Source organism: Terrabacter sp. NPDC000476 (genome assembly GCF_040300125.1).
GTDB lineage: Bacteria > Actinomycetota > Actinomycetes > Actinomycetales > Dermatophilaceae > Terrabacter.
In genome coordinates this window covers 247,550-264,819 of sequence record NZ_JBEPDF010000001.1, presented here as the reverse complement: position 1 = coordinate 264,819, position 17,270 = coordinate 247,550, and the positions used below count along the sequence as shown (strand labels likewise).

Genomic DNA, 17,270 nt, shown 5'->3' with positions numbered 1-17,270 from the left:
CCGGGTTCGGGGGTATCTGCACCGGGCACCCAGCGGCCTGACCTATCGTCGGGGCATGGACCTGGGGGTGCGGACGAGTCGGCGTGCCGCCGCGCTCTCGGCGCTCCTGCTGGCGGCCTGCGCCGTGGCCGCGTCGTGGACCGCTTCCGCGACCCATGCCGCCCCCGCACCGGCCCACGCGTCGGTCGCGACGGCACCCGGCAGCGGGACCGCGACGCCGCGCACCGGGCTCGGCATCTCCGCGTTCTTCGTCCTGCCCGCACCGACGGTCGAAGCGAACGAGCGCCAGCTGCGCGAGATGGGCGCCGACGCGATCACCTTCGGCCACCGCGTCGAGCCCGCACCGCGCTCGAGCTTCCCGACCGAGGTGCAGCGCCTCATCGGCTCCCGCACGCCGTACGCCTATGCCGGGGGCCTCAGCTGGCGCCCCTCCGCGCTGCGTCCGGGTGACGAGCAGGTGCGCATCTGCTGGGTCACGTGGACCGTGACCGATACCGGACACGGCACCGTCGTCGTCTCCTCGGACGCCGACGACCGCCAGGGCGCGCTCGTCCGGGCCGGGAACGCCCTGGGCGCCAAGACGATCCTCGGCCTGCCCGCGCCCCGGGCCGGGTCGCAGGACGGCGTGGCCTACCTGCCCGACACGAGCTACCTGCCCACCCTCGCGGCCTTCACCCAGCGCTTCGTGGTGGAGGCGCGTGCGGAGGGGGCGGACGGTTTCTACCAGCACGTCGAGATGCCGGTCACCGACACGCGCACGTGGAACCCCGTGCGGCAGCTCTACGCCTCGCAGAACGCCTCCGTCAGCCGGGCGTGGCCCCACGCGCTCGTCGTGCTGTCGCCCTACCTCGAGTCCCGACGCGACAAGGCGTTCGTGACGCCCGAGCAGGCAGCCCGCGGCGCGACGATGCTCGCCGCGACGGCCCAGGGCACGCGCCTCGTGCTCGCGCCGCAGGACGGCCTCGGCACCGGCACGACGGCGTTGGCGTCCGACACCTCGACGGCGCCGGGGCACGTCGCGCCCCTCGAGAGCTACCTACAAGCGATGCGCGCCGCCGTCGGGCAGCGCCTCTGGGTCAATGTCGAGCTGATGCGACCCGCCCCGGGCGGCGCCGCCGGCGCGCGCGAGGCGACGACGCGGTCACGCGTGCTCGACCAGCTCGCCGCCGAGCAGCCCTACGTCAGCGGCGCCGTCGCCTTCATCTGGGACGACCGCACCCGCGACATCGGCGCCGTCCGGGTCGTCGACGGCATGGCGGGCCTCAGCGACGGCTTCGGCACCACCGGCCGCTGACCGCGCGCCCGGGGCACCGGCAGGCGTGCTGGATGAGCCGACGGATGATGCTGCGGATGAACCTGCACCAGGTGGGGTGATGACCACACCGAACGCAGGATCATCCGCACCTCCATCTGCAGGTTCATCGGGCGCAGGGCTGCACATCGCCGGCGACGGGTGAGCCGGCGGCACTCTCGCGCGGCTCGCCGCCAGCGCGTGCAGGCGCTGTTCGCCTCAGCCGCCGATGGCGGACATCGGGCGGTCGGGCTGGACGAAGTCGGGATCGCCGATGCCGTGGCCTCGGCGCTTGCGCCACATCTCGCCGCGCATCAGGCCGAGCAGCTCGTCGTCGGTCGCGCCCTCGCGGAGCGGCCCGCGCAGGTCGGTCTCGGTCGTCGAGAAGAGGCAGTTGCGCACCTGGCCGTCGGCCGTGAGGCGGGTGCGGTCGCACGCCGCGCAGAACGGCGAGCTGACGCTCGCGATGATGCCCACGGTCTCGGGCCCGCCGTCGATCAGGAAGCGCTCGGCCGGGGCGCTGCCACGGTCTGCCGCCGGGAGCGGCGTGAGCTCCCAGCGCTCCGAGAGCCGTTCACGGATCTCGTCGGCGGAGATCATCTGCGTGCGGTCCCACGCGTGCTGGGCGTCGAGCGGCATCTGCTCGATGAACCGCAGCTCGTAGCCACGCTCGAGGCACCACGCGAGCACGTCGGCGACCGACTGGTCGTTGATGCCGCGCATGGCGACCGCGTTGACCTTGACGGGCGTGAGCCCTGCGTCGGCGGCGGCCTTGAGGCCGGCCTCCACGTCGGCGAGCCGGTCGCGACGGGTCAGCTGGGTGAAGGTCTCGGAGTCGATGGTGTCGAGGCTGACGTTGACCCGGTCGAGCCCCGCCTCCTTGAGCCCGAAGGCGACGCGCTCGAGCCCCACACCGTTCGTCGTCATGGCGATCTTCGGTCGCGGCTCCAGCGCGGCGATGCCAGCCACGAGCTCGACGAGCGAGCGGCGCAGCAGCGGCTCTCCGCCGGTGAGGCGCACCTGGGTGACCCCGTCGCGCACGAAGATGCCGATGATCCGCAGCAGCTCCTCGTCGGTCAGCATCTCGGCGCGCGGCATCCACGGGAGCCCCTCGGCCGGCATGCAGTACGTGCAGCGCAGGTTGCAGCGGTCGGTGACCGACACGCGCAGGTCGCGCGCCACCCGGCCAAACTGGTCGGCGAGGCCACCGGGGCGCACGCTCGGGTCGGGTAGGCGGGTCATGGGCTCCACTCTAGGCCGGGGTACCGTCAATCCGTGTTCCGACTCTGGCTGACCCGGCGGTGGGTGCTGTGGACCCTCGTCGCCGTCCTCTTCGGGGTCGCCTGCTTCTACCTCGGCCTGTGGCAGTGGCACCGCCACGTCGAGCAGCGCACGAAGGTCGACGCGATCGCGCGCAACTACGGCGCCGCACCGGTCGCGTTCACGCCCGGCCTCGTCGCCTCCCCGCTCCCCCCGGAGCGCCAGTGGACGCGCGTCACGCTGACGGGCACGTATGCCGCCGGCACCGACCTGCTCGTGCGCAACCGCACGCTCGACGCGACGGTCGGGTTCGAGGTGCTGACGCCGTTGCAGGCCGACGGGCTGACGCTGCTCGTCGACCGTGGCTGGGTGCCCAACGCCGCGAACGCCGAGACCAGCCCGGCCGTCGACCCGCCACCGTCCGGCCAGGTCGAGGTGACCGGGTGGCTGCGCACCGGCGAGGTCAGCCTCGGGCGCGACCTGCCCCCACCCCAGCTCGCAAGCATCAACCTGACCGACGCGCGGGCCCGCGTGCCGGCGCTCAGCGACGTGGACGCCTACCTCGTGCTCGGCGCGCAGCAGCCCGCCGCGGTCGCCGGCGCCCACCCGCTGCGGCTGCTGCCCAGGCCCGAGGAGGACCTCGGGCCGCACCAGGCGTACGCCTACCAGTGGTGGCTCTTCATGCCCGGTGGTGTCGCCTTCATCTTCTTCGCGGTCCGCCGGGAGGCGGCCGCGGGGCGTGCGCTCGCCGCCGGGCCCGACGCACCGGTCAAGCCCAAGAAGGTCCGGATCTGGGACGAGGAGGACGCCTGATGCAGATGCGACTCGAGCTGGTGCCGCTGCCGACGACGGACGTCGACGCGAGCAAGGCCTTCTACACCGACGGCATGGGCTTCGTGCTCGACCACGACGTCGAGCCGGGCAACGGCATGCGCGTCGTCCAGCTGACCCCACCGGGGTCGAGCTGCTCGATCGTCATCGGGGTCGGCATGAGCGCCCCCGACGCACCGCGCGTGCAGAACCTCCACCTCGTCGTCGACGACATCGACGAGGCACGGGCGACCTTGCGCGACAACGGGGTCGACGTCTCCGACGTGCAGGACATGGGCGGCGTCAAGTACGCCCACCTGAGCGACCCCGACGGCAACACGTGGGCGCTGCAGCAGCTGCTCCGCTGACGCGCGGGCCGGCCCGGCCCGCGCGGGCACCGCGCCCCCTGGCGCGCCCGACTGGCTGACCCGCGGCGCTCAGAGCTCGCCCTCGCACTCGTGCAGCACGTCGACACGGCGGAAGCCGAAGCGCTCGTTCGTGCGCTGCATGGCGACGTTGCCCTGCTCGGTGTGCGTCTGGAGCCATCGCCGCCCGGCCGCCCGCTCGCCCAGCGACGCGAGCTGGCGCAGGTTGGCCGCCTTGAGCGCCGCACCCAGACCCTGCCCCCGGTGCGCCCGGTCGACGAGGGTGTCGTCCTGCAGCACGAAGTCGGGGTCGTGCGCCGAGACGAACAGCTCGGTGTAGCCCGCGCCGTCCCTGGCTGCGGTCAGCACGACCGACCGCACCTTCGTCCAGCCCTGCTCGGCCATCCGCACGTCGGAGGTGCGGATGCGCTCGACGTCGACGACCGATGCCGTGCGCGTCAGCTCCCCCGTCGGCACGTCCTCGTTCATCTGCGTGCGCATCCGCGCCCACTCGGGCGCGAGGTCGTCCGGGCACGGACCCGTGAACGAGACGACGCGGTAGCCCTCGGGCACCCGCGCGGCCTCGGTGAGCCGCTCGAGCCGGTCCGGGTCGTAGGGCAGGTCGACGAGCAGCCGGTCCTCGGCGCTGAGGCTGCCCAGCCCGTGCCGCTGCGCGAAGGCTCCGCCGCACCAGTCCTCGAAGGCCACCCCGTCCGGCACGTAGACCTCGGTCTGCGCGATGCTGCGACCGTGCTCGCGCGCGACGGCCCGCACCTCGGCGGCGAGCAGGTCACCGGCCCCGCGCCGCCGGTGCTCCGGCAGCACCCCGAGCACCACCGACAGCGTGTCGGTGTCGTCGACGAGAGGGAGCGACACCTCCGCACCGCCGACGACGACGTCGCCGTCGAGCGCCGCCACGACGACGTATGCCGTCCGGTCGGCCGGGCGCGCCAGGTAGGTCCGCGTCGCCTCCCACGACTCCCACCAGGCCGGTTCGCGGTCGGCGAGGTGGGCGTCACGCACGGCCTCGTGCCAGTCACGCAGGAGCGGGTCGTCGGGCGTCAGGCGTCGGGTCGTCAGCACCGCCCCATCCGATCCGAGGTGCCGCCCGCGGCGCAACCGGATTCACGCCGCCCGGCACCGGGCCCGCGGGTGGGTCAGACACGCGCCACGGCCTCGGGCACGTCATCCGACGCGTCTGGGTCCGAGGCGTAGGGGTCCGTGACACCACCGTCCGCCCCGTGCTCGGCCCGCTCGACGGCCTGGTCGTCGAACTGCGTCGCGTGCAGGTCGGCGTAGAGGCCACCGGCGGCGAGCAGCTCCGCGTGCCGGCCCGTCTCGACGACGCGGCCGTGGTCGAGCACGACGATGAGGTCGGCCTGGCGGATCGTCGAGAGTCGGTGGGCGATGACGATCGAGGTGCGCCCCTCGAGCGCGGCGTCGAGCGCGCGCTGCACCGCGACCTCCGACTCGGAGTCGAGGTGGGCGGTCGCCTCGTCGAGCACGACGACGTCGGGCGCCTTGAGCAGCAGCCGGGCGATGGCGAGGCGCTGCTTCTCGCCGCCGCTCAACCGGTGGCCGCGGTCGCCGACGACGGTGTCGAGGCCCTCGGGCAGCTCGTCGACGAGGTCGCTGATCTGCGCGGCGCGCAGGGCGGCGTGGATCTGCTCGTCGGTGGCGTCGGCCCGGGCGTAGAGCAGGTTCGCGCGGATCGTGTCGTGGAAGAGGTGCGCCTCCTGCGTCACGACGCCGACGCGCTCACGCAGCGAGCCCATCGTCACGTCGCGCAGGTCGACCCCGCCGACGCGCACGACGCCCTCGCTCGGGTCGTAGAGCCGCGAGACGAGCGAGGTGAGCGTCGTCTTGCCCGCCCCGGACGGCCCGACGAGCGCGACGAGGTGGCCGGCCGGGGCCGACACGGTGATGTCGTGGAGCACCGACCCGCTCCCCCGGCGGTCACCGGAGGCGACCGACTCGAGGGAGGCGAGCGACACCTCGTCGGCGGACGGGTAGCGGAAGCCGACGTGGTCGAGCTCCACCCCGAGCGGCCCGGCGGGCAGGGCCACGGCGCTCGGGCTCTCCTTGACGAGCGGCTCGAGGTCGAGCACCTCGAAGACGCGCTCGAACGAGATGAGCGCGGTCATGATGTCGACGCGGACGTTGGAGAGCGAGGTCAGCGGACCGTAGAGCCGGCCCAGCAGCGCGGCGAGCGCGAGCAGCGTGCCGACCGAGAGGGTGCCGCTGACGGCCATCAGGCCGCCGAAGCCGTAGACCATCGCCGTGGCGAGGGCCGCCACGAGCGTCAGCGCCGCCATGAAGATCGTGCGGTTGAGCGCGATCTGGATGCCGATGTCGCGCACGCGGCCGGCGCGGTCGCCGTACTCGGCCTCCTCGCGCTCCGGGGTGCCGAAGAGCTTGACGAGCAGCGCCCCGGCGACGTTGAAGCGCTCCGTCATGCGGGTGCCCATGTCGGCGTTGAGGTTCATCTGGCGGTGCGACAGGCTGGCGAGCCGTCGGCCCATGAGCTTGGCGGGGATGAGGAAGAGCGGCACGAGCAGCAGCGAGCCGAGCGTCAGCTGCCACGAGAGCGCGAGCATGGCGCCGACGACGAGCACGACCGAGACGATGTTGCTGACGACGTTGGAGAGCACCGACGTGAAGGCCTGCTGGGCGCCGACGACGTCGTTGTTGAGGCGCGAGACGAGCGACCCCGTCTGCGCGCGGGTGAAGAAGGCGATCGGCTGGCGCAGCACGTGCCCGAAGACCTGGGTGCGCAGGTCGTTGATGAGGCCCTCGCCGATGCGCGAGGAGTACCACCGCGAGATGACGGTGAGCACGGCGTCGAGCACCGCGATGCCCGCCACGACGAGCGCGAGCCGCACGACGACCGAGGAGTCCTGCGGGATGACGCCATCGTCGACGAGGCTCTTGAGCAGGAGCGGGACGGTGACGACGAGCACCGAGTCGAGCACCACGACCGCGAGGAAGGCGATGATCGCCCGACGGTAGGGGCCGGCATACGTGAGCACGCGGCGGCGGGTGCCCGGCGAGAGGCTCCGCTCGGTCACCGACGAGTCACGCGACATCGATCGCATCGCCATCCACGGCTGCATGCCCACTGCTCAGACCTCCTTGCGTCCCTTCATCCAACCGCGAGGCACCGACAGCGATTCCCCGGCCATCCGATGGAAGGTCGTTCAGGCGTCCGCCCCGCCGAGCAGGCCCTGCAGCAGACCCGTCTGGGCCTCCCGCTCCCGGACCAGCTGCGCCTCGCGGCCGTCACCCTGCATCGCCCCGCGCAGCAGCGGCTTGAGCGCCCGCAGCGCCGGGGCGGGGGCGGCCAGCAGCGCGTCGACGAGCGACTCGGTGGCCTCCTCGAGGTCCGCCGCGGGTGCGAGCGAGCCGACGAGCCCGATGCCGTGAGCCTCGGGCGCGGTGATCCGGCGGCCGGTGGCGCAGATCTCGAGGGCCCGCGCGTAGCCGACGAGGTGCACGAGCGGCCCCGTGCCGCCGAGGTCGGGCACGAGTCCGAGGCTCGTCTCGCGCATGGCGAACCACGCGTCGAGCGCCGCGATGCGCAGGTCGGCCGCGAGCGCGAGCTGGAAGCCGGCACCGATCGCGTAGCCGTGCACCTGCGCGACGACGACCGCCGGGCACTCGGCCCATGCCGTGAAGCCCTCCTGGTAGGCGGCGATGCCGCGCTGGATCCCCTCGGCGCCACCGGCCGCGAGCGCCGCGATGCTCTCCTCGCCGGGCACGCCCTCGGGCGTGAACATCGCGGTGTCGATGCCGGCGGAGAACGCCTCGCCGGCACCGCGCAGCACGACGACGCGCACGTCGTCGGGCACCGACCGCGCCTCCTGCGCGAGCGCCGCCCACAGCGACGGCGTCTGCGCGTTGCGCTTCTCCGGGTGGTCGAGGGTGAGCGTGCGGACGGGCCCGTCGGTCTCCACGGCGAGGTGCGGATGCGTCATGCCCGCAGGCTACCCGTGGGTCGGCGCCCTGCCCGGGAGCCGTCAGGCCGCGGCGACCCCGACGGCGCGGTTCACGCCGACGACCTGCAGCACGCCCCAGCCGCTCACCGCTGCCGGCTGCACGAGCTCGACGCGGAAGACGCGCATGCAGCCCAGGCACGACCACGCGGAGGTCGGGTCGGGGAACGGCGTCACGTCGTCGCCCGAGCAGAACGGGCAGCGCAGGTGGTGGTCGGTCGGCATGACACCCAGTGTCGGGGCGGGGCCCCATGATACAATAACCGTCCATTATGCGAGCCAGAGCATTCGCTTATGCATGCCAGCCCCTCGACGTCACTGACCGAGCGCGCCGATCGCCCGGGCGACGACGAGGAGCGAGGTGAGCAGGGCCGCCGTGGCCTCGAGGCCCATCAAGGCCTTGGCGCGCGGGGTGAGCGGCATGGTGTCGGTCGGGCTGAAGGCGCTCGAGTTCGTCAGCGAGACGTAGAGGTAGTCGACGAGCTCCGGCCGCCAGTTGCTGCGGACGCTCGAGCTGGCGGCGACCTCGGTGACGGTGTCCTGGTTCTCGTCCTGCGAGAAGCGCCAGTCCGCCGGCGGCAGCCGGTCCCGCGCGACCGTGTGCCGGGCGACCGGACCGCCCCGGTCGACCTCCCAGAAGAGCAGGCCGAAGCCGATGACGTTCGTGAGCCACACCTGCATCCCGGCGACCAGGAGCGGCAGGCCCCCGGGATCGCCGGACGTCAGGCTGCGCACGAGCATGCCGAGGGCGACGAGGTTCGTCCCGATGACGACGCAGGCGAGCACGATCGAGACGGCGCGCGACCAACGGGTCTGGCGGATCATCCGGCGGGGGTTCGTCACCAGCAGCGCGGCGAGCAGCGCGAGCTCGACGGCCGGGATCGCGAGACGTGGGCCGACGAGCAGGCTCTCGGGCAGCACGGCATACGTCAGCGCGGCGACGAGCACGGCGAGGGCCGGCCACAGGCGGTTTTCCCCCGCGCTCGAGCGCGACTCGCGGCGTCGGCGGCGCCGGCCGCCCACGGCGCCCGGCCCGCCTCCGGCGCCACGCCTGTCGGGGACCATGCCGTCACGCTAGCGGCGCCGGGCGACACGACGCGGCGGGCGCGCCAGCGGCGTGTCAGCGGCGTGTCGGCGGCGTGTCAGGCGAGCGAGATGAGGTCCATGTAGTCGGGACCCCAGAGGTCCTCGACGCCGTCGGGCAGCAGCAGGATGCGCTCGGGCTCCAGCGCGTCGACGGCGCCCTCGTCGTGCGTGACGAGCACGACGGCGCCCTCGTACGTCTTGAGCGCGCCGAGGATCTCCTCGCGCGAGGCGGGGTCGAGGTTGTTCGTCGGCTCGTCGAGCAGCAGCACGTTGGCCGAGCTGACGACGAGCATGGCGAGCGACAGGCGCGTCTTCTCCCCACCGGAGAGCACGCCGGCCGGCTTCTGCACGTCGTCGCCGGAGAAGAGGAACGAGCCGAGCACCTTGCGCACGTCGGTCTCGCCGAGCTCCGGGGCCGCCGACTTCATGTTCTCGAGCACGGTGCGGGACACGTCGAGGTTCTCGTGCTCCTGCGCGTAGTAGCCGAGGCGCAGGCCGTGGCCGGGCTCCACCTCGCCCGTGTCGGGGGTGTCGACGCCGGCGAGCATCCGCAGCAGGGTCGTCTTGCCGGCGCCGTTGAGGCCGAGCACGACGACGCGGCTGCCGCGGTCGATGGCGAGGTCGACGTCGGTGAAGACCTCGAGCGAGCCGTAGGTGCGCGACAGGCCAGAGGCGCGCAGCGGCGTCTTGCCGCACGCCGCCGGCTTCGGGAAGCGCAGCTTGGCCACCTTGTCCTGCACGCGCTCGCCCTCGACGCCGGCGAGCAGGCGCTCGGCGCGCTTGGCCATGTTCTGCGCGGCGGTCGCCTTGGTGGCCTTGGCGCGCATCTTGTCGGCCTGCGCGAGCAGCGCGCCGGCCTTCTTCTGCGCGTTCTGCAGCTCACGGCGACGGCGCTTCTCGTCCGTCTCGCGCGCCTGGAGGTAGGTCTTCCAGTTGACGTTGTAGACGTCGAGCGCCGAGCGGTTCGCGTCGAGGTGGTAGACCTTGTTCACGACGGCGTCGAGCATCTCGGCGTCGTGGCTGATGATGATGAGCCCGCCCTTGTAGGCGCGGAGGTACTCCCTCAGCCAGGTGATCGAGTCGGCGTCGAGGTGGTTGGTCGGCTCGTCGAGCAGCAGGGTCTCGTTGCCGGAGAAGAGGATCCGCGAGAGCTCGACGCGACGGCGCTGGCCGCCCGAGAGCGTGCCGAGCGGTTGGCCGAGGATGCGCTCGTCGAGGCCGAGCGCGCTCGCGATCGAGGCGGCCTCGGACTCGGCGGCGTAGCCGCCCTGGGCCTCGAACTCGACCTCGAGGCGCGAGTACTTGCGCATCGCCTTGTCGCGCACCGCCTCGTCGTCGCTGCCCATGCGCACCTCGGTCTCGGCGCGGCGACGCATGATGTCGTCGAGGCCGCGCGCGGAGAGGATGCGGTCGCGGGCGAGCATCTCGAGGTCGCCGGTGCGCGGGTCCTGGGGCAGGTAGCCGACGGCGCCGGTGCGCGTCACGGTGCCGGCGGCGGGCTGGCCCTCACCCGCGAGCACCTTCGTCAGCGTGGTCTTGCCGGCGCCGTTGCGGCCGACGAGGCCGATGCGGTCGCCGGAGTCGATGCGGAAGCTGGCGTCCTCGACGAGCAGGCGCGCTCCCGCACGCAGCTCGATCCCGGTGGCGACGATCACGGCATTCCTCCTATCGGTGCCGCACTACGTCAGCGGCCGGACAACCCCACCAGTCTAGGAGCCGCGGAGGGGTGCTCTCGACGCGTCAGGCGTGCGGCCGCCTCGTGGCAGCCGTCACAGCCGCACGTCGTCGACGCGTGCATGGTGCCGACGTTGCGCCGGGTGCCGGGCGCCCACAACGGCTCGCGTATGCCGCCGGGCGAGGTCCACGTCGGCAGCAGGGTGGGTGCCGGGTCCGGGTCGCACGTGCCGGCCCGGCAGCACCGGCACGGCGTGTAGCCGCCGTTGCCGCGCTCGTGCCACGCCTGCTGGTGCCCGCAGCCGAGGCACCGGTGGACGAGGACGCTCACCGGTGCCCGGCGTCGGCGGCGACCGGCATGAGCACCGAGAAGCCGGCGCTCTCGCCACGGATCGCGAGCGGTCGGTGGGGTCCGTCGAGCACGAGGGTGGGCCGCTCCCCCGCCACGGCGAGCGCCTCGTGGAGGAACTCCGGGTCGACGTGCACGGCGGCACCGGCGTCACCGTCGGCGGACGCCCCCGGCCCGCCCGCCACCCGGACCGCGCCGTCGCGCACGACGAGGCCGACCGTCTCGCGCTCGACGGGCAGCCGGCCCTGCAGCCCGGTCGCGTCGACCGGGCGCTGCGACGGGTCTGTCGCGACGATCGCCCGGTAGTCCGGGAAGGCCCCCGGCAGCGCCGGGGTGGCGACGAGCTCACCGGCGACGAGCGCGCCGACGTGCCCCGGGCGCACCTCGAGCACGACCTCGGCATCCGGCCCGGCCGTGGCGCACGCGTCGGCGACCCGCTCGGCCCAGCCCAGCCGCACCACTGCGGCCACGGGCTCGTCCGCGGAGGCGGCGGGGGCTCCGACGACCGGGGCCCACCCCACGGCGAGGCGGTAGCGGTCGGTCGCGACGCACCGCACCTCGTCGCCGCACACCTCGACCAGGACGCCGGTCAGGACGCGGAGGTCGACGCCGTCCCCGGCCCCCGCCGACGGTTCCCCCGGCGCCACGGCGAAGCGGACCGACGTCAGGGCGGCGCGGAGGTCGGTCGCACCGACCACGACGCGGCAGGCCCGCGGGTCGCCGAGGGCGTGCTCGGCGAGGAGGGCCAGGGTGCGCCCGATCTCGCGGCGGGCGTCCGCCAGCCCGTCGACGAGGCGCTGCTCGTGCGCCTGCACGACGTCGGCCGCCGCCCCCGACGCACCCCGCGCGTCCTCGTCGAGCACGAGCGCCACCTCGGCGAGCGGCATCCCGACCCGCCGCAGCGACGCGAGGAGACGGGCGGCGCGGACCTGGCCGACGGCATACCTGCGGTAGCCGGTGAACGGGTCGACGTCGGCGGGGACGAGGACCCCCTCACGGTCGTAGAAGCGCAGCGCGCTCGCGGTCAGGCCGCTGCGTCGGGCGACCTCGCCGATCGTCAGGAGGCGGTCGGGAGGGAAGTCGTCGTGGGGGCTCGGGACGGCGGGCATGGGCGCAAGACTGGGCCCTCGACCGGGTCGAAGGTCAAGACCCGTAACGACGTGGACACATCGATGCCCCACCATGGGGGCCATGAACAGCCCCCTCCCCCACGGCGAGCCACTCAGCGCGGAGCACGCGCGGCTCGTCGACTCCCCCGGTCACGACGCCCCGTGGCGCCTCTGGGGCCCCTACCTCTCCGGCCGGCAGTGGGGCACGGTGCGCGAGGACTACTCGGCCGGCGGCAACGCGTGGTCGGAGTTCCCCTTCGACCAGGCGGTCTCGCGCGCCTACCGCTGGGGCGAGGACGGCCTCGGCGGCATCAGCGACCGCTTCGGCTTCCTCAACTTCTCGGTGGCGCTGTGGAACGGCAAGGACCCCATCCTCAAGGAGCGCCTCTTCGGCCTGACCAACGAGGAGGGCAACCACGGCGAGGACGCCAAGGAGTACTGGTGGGCCCTCGACGGCACGCCGACGCACTCGTGGATGCAGTGGCTCTACCGCTACCCGCAGGCCGAGTTCCCCTACGAGCAGCTGCGCCGCGAGAACCGCGAGCGCACCCGTGACGAGCGGGAGTTCGAGCTCGGCGACACCGGCATCCTCGACGACCACGAGTTCTTCGACGTGACGATGACGTATGCCAAGGCCGGGCCCGACGACATGTGCATCCGCATCTCGGCGACGAACCACGGACCGGAGACCGCGCCCCTGCACCTGCTGCCGACGATCTGGCTGCGCAACACGTGGGGCTGGGGCGTGGACGACCGCGTCACCGAGCTGCGCGAGATCCGCCGCAACGGCAGGCCTCCCCGCGGCTACCGGGCCGCCGAGGTGACGCACGGCTTCCTCGGGCGCTACGTCCTCGCCGCCTCCGGGACGCCGACGACCCTCTTCTGCGACAACGAGACCAACGCGAAGCACCTCTTCGGCGAGCAGGCCCTGGCCAACCAGTCGCTCTACCCGAAGGACTCGATCAACCAGCGCGTCGTGCACGGCCGTCGGCACGCCGTCAACCCCGGCGGCTACGGCAGCAAGTGCTCGTTCTGGTACCGCTTCGACTCCGTCGGGCCCGGCGAGACCGTGACCGTCGACCTGCGCCTCGCGACGGGCGACCCGACCCTCGACTGGTTCGGCGAGCCGTTCGAGGAGGTGCTCGGCGCGCGGCGCGAGGAGGCCGACGAGTTCTACGGCCACGTCATCGACGCCTCGCTCGACGAGGAGGACCGGCACGTCGCGCGGAGGGCGTATGCCGGCCTGCTCTGGGGCAAGCAGCTCTACCGCTACGACGTGCGCCAGTGGGTCGAGGGCGACCCGGTCGGCCCGGCGGTCTCCGAGAGCCGCAAGAAGGGCCGCAACGAGCACTGGAAGCACCTCGCCCTCGCCGACGTCATCTCGATGCCCGACGAGTGGGAGTACCCGTGGTTCGCGGCGTGGGACCTGGCGTTCCACACGATCCCGCTCGCGCACGTCGACCCGGAGTTCGCCAAGGAGCAGCTGCTCCTCATGTGCCGCGAGTGGGCCATGCACCCGAACGGCCAGCTGCCGGCATACGAGTGGGAGTTCGGCGACGTCAACCCGCCCGTGCACGCGTGGGCGGCCTGGCACGTCTACCGCATCGACGGCTACCGCGACCGCGAGTTCCTCGTGCGCGTCTTCACCAAGCTGCTGCTCAACTTCGCGTGGTGGGTCAACCGCAAGGACGCCAACGGCAGCAACCTCTTCGAGGGCGGGTTCCTCGGGATGGACAACATCGGCCTGTTCAACCGCTCCGCGCCGCTGCCACCCGGGTTCCGGCTCGAGCAGAGCGACGCGACGAGCTGGATGGCCTTCTACTGCCAGCAGATGCTGAAGATCGCGCTCGAGCTGGCCCGCACCGACAAGGCCTGGGACGACGTCGCGACGAAGTTCCTCGAGCACTTCCTCTCCATCGCGCAGGCGATGCGGCACTTCGGCTCGAGCGACAAGAGCCTCTGGCACGAGGAGGACGGCTTCTACTACGACGTGCTCGTGCAGCCGGACGGCCGCGCGCCGCACATGCGGGTGCGCTCGATGGTCGGGCTGCTGCCGATCCTCGGCGCGACCGAGATCCCGTCGTGGGTCGTCGACGAGTGCCCCGACGTCACGAGCCGCTTCCACTGGCTGCAGGAGCGCCGACCCGAGCTCGTCAAGCCGATGCTGGCGCGCGAGGACGGCAAGATGCTGCTGACCCTCGTGCCGCCGAAACGGCTGCGGCGCATCCTCGAGCGGATGTTCGACACCGAGGAGTTCCTCTCCCCCTACGGCATCCGGTCGCTGTCGGCCGCGACGCGCCAGGCCGTGACGGCGACGCTGGGCGACGAGACGGTGTCGATCGAGTACGAGCCGGGCGAGTCGCGCACGGGCATGTTCGGCGGCAACTCGAACTGGCGTGGGCCCGTGTGGTTCCCGACGAACGTGCTGCTCGCCGACAAGCTGCGCACGTACGGGCGCTTCTTCGGCGACGGCTTCCGCATCGAGGTGCCCACGGGCTCGGGCAACTGGTGCACGCTCGACGAGGCGGCCGACGTCGTCGACGGTGGGCTCACCGCGCTCTTCCGCCCGGTCGACGGCCGCCGCCCCTCCGACGGCAAGCGCATCGAGTCCTCCCCCGACCCGCTGTGGTCGGCGCACCCGACGTTCTCGGAGTTCTTCGACGGCGACACCGGCGAGGGCCTCGGCGCCACGCACCAGACCGGGTGGACCGCGCTCGTCGCCCACCTGCTCAACCCGCGGCTCCCGCCGGACCCGCGCACGATGGGCTGGGCCTGAGCCGGGGCTGCGCGAGGCGAGTCGGCGAGCCGGGCGCCCTCCGGTAGCGTGAGCCAGCGTGACCTCGCCCATCTCCGTCCGTGACATCAGCGCCGCCGAGCACCTCGCGTGGCTGCGCGCCCAGCCGTCGGCGAGCTTCCTCCAGACGCCGGCGTGGGCCGACGTCAAGAAGGAGTGGCGCGCCGAGTCGGTCGGCTGGTTCGAGGACGGCACGATGATCGGCGCCGCGCTCGTGCTCCACCGCTCGCTGCCCCGGGTGAGGCGGTCGCTCGCCTACGTGCCCGAGGGTCCGTGCATCGACTGGTCGTCGCCGCGCCTCGTCGAGCTGCTGCGCGCGCTGCGCGACCACCTCAAGGCCAAGGGCGCGTTCGCCCTGCGCCTCGGACCGCCGGTCGCCACGCACCGCTGGGGCACGGCGACGATCAAGGCCGCCATCGCCGACCCGGCCGTGCGACGCTACGACGAGGCGACGCCCGACGTCGTCGAGCCGGTCGGCACGGCCGTCGTCGCGCAGCTGCGGCGCCTCGGCTTCAGGCACCTCAGCCCCGACGACGGCTTCGCCGCAGGGCAGCCCGAGTTCGTCTTCCAGGTGCCGCTCGCGGGCCGAACGGAGGCCGACGTCCTCGCCGGCATGAACCAGCTGTGGCGGCGCAACATCAAGAAGACGGCGAAGAACGGCGTCACCGTGCGCGTCGGCGACGCCTCCGACCTGCCCGCGTTCCACCGCACCTACGTCGAGACGGCCGAGCGCGACCGCTTCACGCCACGCGGCCTCGCCTACTTCGAGCAGATGTATGCCGCCCTGTCGGCCGAGGACCCTGAGCGGATCCGCGTCTACCTCGCCGAGCACGAGGGCGACGTCCTCGCCGCGACGGTCTTCATCCGCGTCGGCGAGCACGCCTGGTACTCCTACGGCGCCTCGACCTCGGCCAAGCGCGAGCTGCAAGGCTCGACGGCGATCCAGTGGCGCATGATCCAGGACTCGATCGCGGCTGGCGCCTCGGTCTACGACCTGCGCGGCATCACCAACACCGTCGACGAGGCGAACCCGCACATCGGGCTGATCCGCTTCAAGGTCGGCACGGGCGGCGAGGCCGTGCGGCTCGCCGGCGAGTGGGACCTCCCCCTGAACCGCGTGCTCTACAAGGCCTTCGACCTCTACATGAAGCGGCGGTGACCGATCGTGTCGTTCGTCCTCCACGTCGACGGTGAGCGCTGGCGAGCCGGTCTCGACCGGGTCGTCGCCGAGCGCCCCGGCATCGTGCCCGTCATCAAGGGCAACGGCTACGGCTTCGGCCGCGACCTGCTCTGCGCCGAGGCCTCGCGGCTCGGCGTGCCGACGATCGCCGTCGGCACGTACGCCGAGGTGCCCGAGGCCCTCGCCGCGTTCGGCTGTGACGTGCTCGTCATGGAGCCCTACCGCGCAGCGATCCATGCCGGGCTGCCCGACCTGCTGGACACCCGGCTCGTGCACACGGTGACGACCGCCACGGACGTGGAGAGCCTGCGCAGCGTGCTGGCCGAGGCCCGGGTCGTCGTGGAGGGCCTGACCTCGATGAACCGCTTCGGTGCGCCGGTCGGCGAGGTCGGCGACCTCGCGGTGGCGGCCGACGCCGTCGGCGTGACGCTCCACCTGCCGCTCGGCACGGGGCACGTCGAGGAGATCGCGCGCTTCATCGCCGCCGTCCCGAGGGTGCAGACGTGGTTCGTCTCGCACGTCTCCGCCCGTGAGGTGTCCACGCTGGCAGAGCGATTCCCCGACCACACCTTCCGCCCGCGCATCGGCACGGACCTCTGGTACGCCGACAAGGGGTCCTACGAGGTGCGGGCCGACGTGCTCGACGTCCGGCCCGTCGCCAAGGGCACCCGGGTCGGCTACCGCCAGCGCCCGGTCGCCGGTGGCCACCTCGTGGTTGTCAGCGGCGGCACCTGCCACGGCGTCGCCATGGAGAGCCCCTCGTCGGCGGCCACCCTGCGCTCGCGCGCGATCGCGGTGACGGAGGGCGTGCTCGAGGCGGCCCACCGGGTGCGCTCGCCGTTCACGGTGTCGGGCACGACGCCGCGCTTCGCCGAGCCGCCGCACATGCAGTGCAGCCTGCTCGTGCTCCCGGAGGGCGTCACCCCACCGCGCGTCGGAGACGAGGTGCCGGTGCGCATGCGCCTCACGACGACCTCACCGGACGCCGTCGTCGTCGACTGAGCCCCACGGTCGCCGGGCCCACGTCTCAGAGACCGAGCTTGCCCTTCATGCCGCCGAGGCCGCCGCTGAGTAGCTCCTGCGGGTCGATGCCGAACTTGCCCAGCACGTCGGCGTGCTGGTCGGTGTCGACCTGGTCGGGCAGCTCCCCGTCGGCCTGCTCGGCCTGCTGCTGGTCACCGCGGTTGCGCAGGAACTCCACGACCTGCTGCTTGTCGATCTGCATGGCGCTCACTCCCGCTCGTGGTGGCCACCCGTGCCCGTCGAGGGAAGGGCAGCGCTTGGGTCAGGACACGTGCACTGACGGGCGTACCCACGAATCCGGCCGCGCAACACCTCGCCCTCGACGTCCCACGCGAAG

16 protein-coding genes are annotated in these 17,270 nt (G+C 73.0%); 6 read left to right on the top strand and 10 right to left on the bottom strand.

The genetic code is table 11. The annotated features are described in order from the left end of the window. Window positions 1–55 precede the first annotated feature (55 nt). Window positions 56–1,294 carry a hypothetical protein gene (locus ABT295_RS01180; protein ID WP_352392596.1) on the top strand — a complete coding sequence of 413 codons (1,239 nt, stop codon included), beginning with the start codon at window positions 56–58 and terminating at the stop codon, window positions 1,292–1,294. A 216-nt stretch (window positions 1,295–1,510) separates the two neighbouring features. On the opposite strand, the gene moaA is transcribed toward ABT295_RS01180, so the two are convergent. Continuing rightward, window positions 1,511–2,533 carry a GTP 3',8-cyclase MoaA gene (moaA, locus tag ABT295_RS01175; protein WP_352392595.1) on the bottom strand — a complete coding sequence of 341 codons (1,023 nt, stop codon included), beginning with the start codon at window positions 2,531–2,533 and terminating at the stop codon, window positions 1,511–1,513. A 33-nt stretch (window positions 2,534–2,566) separates the two neighbouring features. On the opposite strand from moaA, the gene ABT295_RS01170 reads away from it, so the two are divergent. Both ABT295_RS01170 and ABT295_RS01165 read left to right on the top strand, forming a co-directional pair. After that, on the top strand, window positions 2,567–3,364 hold the full coding sequence (locus tag ABT295_RS01170) for an SURF1 family cytochrome oxidase biogenesis protein (RefSeq protein WP_352392594.1): 798 nt from the start codon (window positions 2,567–2,569) through the stop codon (window positions 3,362–3,364). Further along, complete coding sequence (locus ABT295_RS01165) at window positions 3,364–3,729, top strand: VOC family protein (RefSeq protein WP_352392593.1); 366 nt, start codon at window positions 3,364–3,366, stop codon at window positions 3,727–3,729. Before ABT295_RS01170 ends, ABT295_RS01165 begins: the two co-directional genes overlap by 1 nt. 69 nt (window positions 3,730–3,798) lie before the next feature. Here the strand turns inward: ABT295_RS01165 and ABT295_RS01160 are convergent, their stop codons facing one another. The 8 genes from ABT295_RS01160 to ABT295_RS01125 all read right to left on the bottom strand — a co-directional run bounded on the left by ABT295_RS01160 (window position 3,799) and on the right by ABT295_RS01125 (window position 11,936). Then, window positions 3,799–4,809, bottom strand: a complete 1,011-nt coding sequence (locus ABT295_RS01160) for a GNAT family N-acetyltransferase (protein ID WP_352392592.1) — start codon at window positions 4,807–4,809, stop codon at window positions 3,799–3,801. A gap of 74 nt (window positions 4,810–4,883) precedes the next feature. Next, window positions 4,884–6,839, bottom strand: a complete 1,956-nt coding sequence (locus tag ABT295_RS01155) for an ABC transporter ATP-binding protein (protein ID WP_352392591.1) — start codon at window positions 6,837–6,839, stop codon at window positions 4,884–4,886. Between the two features lie 84 nt (window positions 6,840–6,923). Then, window positions 6,924–7,700 carry an enoyl-CoA hydratase/isomerase family protein gene (locus ABT295_RS01150; RefSeq protein WP_352392590.1) on the bottom strand — a complete coding sequence of 259 codons (777 nt, stop codon included), beginning with the start codon at window positions 7,698–7,700 and terminating at the stop codon, window positions 6,924–6,926. Between the two features lie 42 nt (window positions 7,701–7,742). Then, on the bottom strand, window positions 7,743–7,943 hold the full coding sequence (locus ABT295_RS01145; protein ID WP_352392589.1) for a hypothetical protein: 201 nt from the start codon (window positions 7,941–7,943) through the stop codon (window positions 7,743–7,745). A gap of 90 nt (window positions 7,944–8,033) precedes the next feature. Further along, window positions 8,034–8,783 carry a hypothetical protein gene (locus tag ABT295_RS01140; RefSeq protein WP_352392588.1) on the bottom strand — a complete coding sequence of 250 codons (750 nt, stop codon included), beginning with the start codon at window positions 8,781–8,783 and terminating at the stop codon, window positions 8,034–8,036. Between the two features lie 77 nt (window positions 8,784–8,860). Then, window positions 8,861–10,459 (bottom strand): ABC-F family ATP-binding cassette domain-containing protein, encoded by a 1,599-nt coding sequence (locus tag ABT295_RS01135; protein ID WP_352392587.1) that lies wholly within the window; start codon window positions 10,457–10,459, stop codon window positions 8,861–8,863. Between the two features lie 29 nt (window positions 10,460–10,488). Then, entirely contained in the window at window positions 10,489–10,809 is a 321-nt protein-coding gene (locus ABT295_RS01130) for a hypothetical protein (RefSeq protein WP_352392586.1), read from the bottom strand. Continuing rightward, window positions 10,806–11,936: a DNA polymerase III subunit beta family protein gene (locus ABT295_RS01125; RefSeq protein ID WP_352392585.1), complete on the bottom strand. Its 1,131-nt coding sequence runs from the start codon at window positions 11,934–11,936 to the stop codon at window positions 10,806–10,808. The genes ABT295_RS01130 and ABT295_RS01125 overlap by 4 nt, the downstream gene beginning before the upstream one ends. Window positions 11,937–12,018: 82 nt before the next feature. On the opposite strand from ABT295_RS01125, the gene ABT295_RS01120 reads away from it, so the two are divergent. The 3 genes from ABT295_RS01120 to ABT295_RS01110 are packed head-to-tail and all read left to right on the top strand — an operon-like array spanning window position 12,019 to window position 16,912. Beyond that, window positions 12,019–14,712 (top strand): MGH1-like glycoside hydrolase domain-containing protein, encoded by a 2,694-nt coding sequence (locus ABT295_RS01120; RefSeq protein WP_352392584.1) that lies wholly within the window; start codon window positions 12,019–12,021, stop codon window positions 14,710–14,712. A gap of 58 nt (window positions 14,713–14,770) precedes the next feature. After that, a complete protein-coding gene (locus tag ABT295_RS01115; RefSeq protein ID WP_352392583.1) occupies window positions 14,771–15,889 on the top strand; it encodes a lipid II:glycine glycyltransferase FemX in 1,119 nt (372 codons plus the stop codon). Window positions 15,890–15,895: 6 nt separating this feature from the next. Next, window positions 15,896–16,912: an alanine racemase gene (locus ABT295_RS01110; protein ID WP_352392582.1), complete on the top strand. Its 1,017-nt coding sequence runs from the start codon at window positions 15,896–15,898 to the stop codon at window positions 16,910–16,912. 25 nt (window positions 16,913–16,937) lie between these two features. Here the strand turns inward: ABT295_RS01110 and ABT295_RS01105 are convergent, their stop codons facing one another. Continuing rightward, window positions 16,938–17,135 carry a hypothetical protein gene (locus tag ABT295_RS01105; RefSeq protein ID WP_352394670.1) on the bottom strand — a complete coding sequence of 66 codons (198 nt, stop codon included), beginning with the start codon at window positions 17,133–17,135 and terminating at the stop codon, window positions 16,938–16,940. Window positions 17,136–17,270 lie beyond the last annotated feature (135 nt).